Origin of the sequence: Mycobacterium sp. (assembly GCF_039583785.1) — a bacterium.
GTDB lineage: Bacteria > Actinomycetota > Actinomycetes > Mycobacteriales > Mycobacteriaceae > Mycobacterium.
Genome location: NZ_JAVKSG010000188.1, coordinates 1 through 2,130, shown reverse-complemented (window position 1 = coordinate 2,130; position 2,130 = coordinate 1). Strand labels below are relative to the sequence as shown.

Genomic DNA, 2,130 nt, shown 5'->3' with positions numbered 1-2,130 from the left:
CCAAGGGCCTCCTCATACAACGACACGCGCTATGAGAGCGAAATCACAACTGCCCGTTTAAAATTGAAGAGCCGCTAAAGGCGGAGCTACATCGCAGATTTCAGCAAAGCCCGGGGCGTCTGCCGCAGCAGCAGCCAGTATTATTAACGCCGCGATTACCGTGGCTAACGCCCACAAATCAACACATGTCCCCGGCACCTTGAATGTCGTGGCAAAAGTTACAATCACGGGTGGTGTTGTACCATTCATATCGATGGCGGTTATTCTTTATAAAGACGGGAATATCGCTGCTATCGCGGCGCCATTCATAGGCTCAGGGACCGGGCTCAGCGGAAATGCCGCTACGCTATGTATATTTGGTCCTGCCGCAGACTACTACGGCTCAGCCGGCGCTTTAGTCGTCTTTCCGCCCGGATATGTCACGCCCGTCGGATTGATAGGAAATAACGGACCTGTTTCTAACATTAATTGCGCCCTACCTCCCGCCTAATAACCTTCCCTTCCACATAAGGACTTTTATCAAAATGCCATCTTCCTCATATCAGTGGATTCTCGATAGCCTGCACCCGTTCGAGTACGATGTAGCGTCGCTAGTCCCGCCAGTATTCGATGCATATGCTCGAGTTTTCCATCCTGCGTACACCTTTTCGGACTCATCGCCAGAAGGGGTTGCTGTCACATGGCGTGACGTTGCGAAAGCCAATGGCCGCGTGGCGCATCCGGCCATGGAGTGGGGATCGCTTCTTGGAACGTGGAACGCAGCTAGCTACCACGGCAAATTACATGACCAAGACCCAAGCCAAGGCGAGCTACCAGCAGCGACCGTCACAGAGCTCAGCGCGATCTTAAAGCAATTCACCAGCACGACTAGTGTCTTGTACGCTCTCTGGACTGGCTACGGCGGCGTTGAAGTCAAGAATGCCGAAATTATGGAGCTGCCAGAGCGCCCGATGTATGTCATCGAAGGCTCGATTGACGATGCGACCAACCCGTTCGGTCTAAAGAGGCCGCAGTCCGCAAATCTCTGGTGGCCAAGCGATCAGAAGTGGTGTGTCGCATCCGAAGTCGACCTTCTCACCACATATGTTGGCGGCAGCACTGACTGCATTCAAGCGATCCTAGATAGCAAAGACCTTGAAGCGATGCCGGTCAAAAGCGATCAGCGGATAACCTGGGATGCTGACTCGGTGAACCCCGCTCCTGATCACCCGTTAACTAGCCACAAACAATTCTAGTGTTTATGTGACAGTCGCGGCATCACGTGCCATAACGCCGGGCGCGGGACGGACCTTTGTCCGCAATAGTCACGTCCCGCGCCGCGGTGCCAGCCACTTGGGGAGTGACCAAATCCTGAGATAGGCGACTTTCATCGTTGATACTGCGTTCGCGTCGCACCACGTGGCCTCGCCAATCCATGTCCGCTCAACCGACATCAGGGCTGAATCTTTCAATGTCTATTAATTACTTTCAATGTGTATGAATAGGAGTGGAAGCCGACCCGCGCTGGACAATCGACCTACATCAAGCCGAAAGCAGTTGCCTTGCCTCTGCAACTAACTAAGCTGAGACCCGATCACGCGCTGCGTTGGGAGGTCCGTCGTGAGCGCGATGGATTGATTCGCGTCACAGGATTCCTTAAGCACGGGCCAGGTCGCCACCGCCGACCGACACCCGAACACCCGAACACCCGAACACCAACGAAACCTCTCGCCCAGGCCGCCACCATGAAAGGAATCCTCGATGAATAAGCACGGCCGCCCGACCCGGGTCGGGGAGGTTCGCCGTCAAGCCGGGGCGGTGGCCACCGCGATCAAGGCCGTGGACGGATTGTGCTGGCAGGTGCGCCGCGACAGTGACGGGATGGTGCGAGTCACCAAATGCCTCGCCGACAAGGGCCATTGGCACAGATGACGCTGTTCTACCCCGATTGCAGCAACAACAACTGGTCATCGACCCAAGACGCCATCAATTTTCTGGAAAAGCTGGTGCCTGAAGGGTTTCACGGCATATGCCACAAGGTATCCGAGGGCAGCTATTACGAAGATCCGTACTGGCCCAGGGTGCCGGAAAAGTTGATGCGTAGTGCTGTGACCTTGGCCGTTATCGTCGTGTGACCGGCGTGGCGTATGT

Annotated in this window: 3 protein-coding genes; all 3 read left to right on the top strand. The window is 55.5% G+C overall.

Going from position 1 to position 2,130, the window contains the following annotated elements; all coding sequences use genetic code 11:
• Positions 1–710: 710 nt before the first annotated feature.
• Positions 711–1,235 carry a hypothetical protein gene (locus tag ABDV69_RS21225; protein WP_343577788.1) on the top strand — a complete coding sequence of 175 codons (525 nt, stop codon included), beginning with the start codon at positions 711–713 and terminating at the stop codon, positions 1,233–1,235.
• Positions 1,236–1,740: 505 nt separating this feature from the next.
• A complete protein-coding gene (locus tag ABDV69_RS21220) occupies positions 1,741–1,911 on the top strand; it encodes a hypothetical protein (protein ID WP_343577786.1) in 171 nt (56 codons plus the stop codon).
• The gene (locus ABDV69_RS21215; protein WP_343577784.1) at positions 1,908–2,114 is read left to right on the top strand and encodes a hypothetical protein; all 207 of its coding nucleotides are present in this window, start codon (positions 1,908–1,910) and stop codon (positions 2,112–2,114) included. Before ABDV69_RS21220 ends, ABDV69_RS21215 begins: the two co-directional genes overlap by 4 nt.
• Positions 2,115–2,130: the final 16 nt, after the last annotated feature.

Bases quoted from the DNA above. Each gene is read 5' to 3' on its own strand.
- ABDV69_RS21220 (WP_343577786.1), top strand. From the start codon at position 1,741: ATGAATAAGCACGGCCGCCCGACCCGGGTCGGGGAGGTTCGCCGTCAA.
- ABDV69_RS21215 (WP_343577784.1), top strand. From the start codon at position 1,908: ATGACGCTGTTCTACCCCGATTGCAGCAACAACAACTGGTCATCGACC.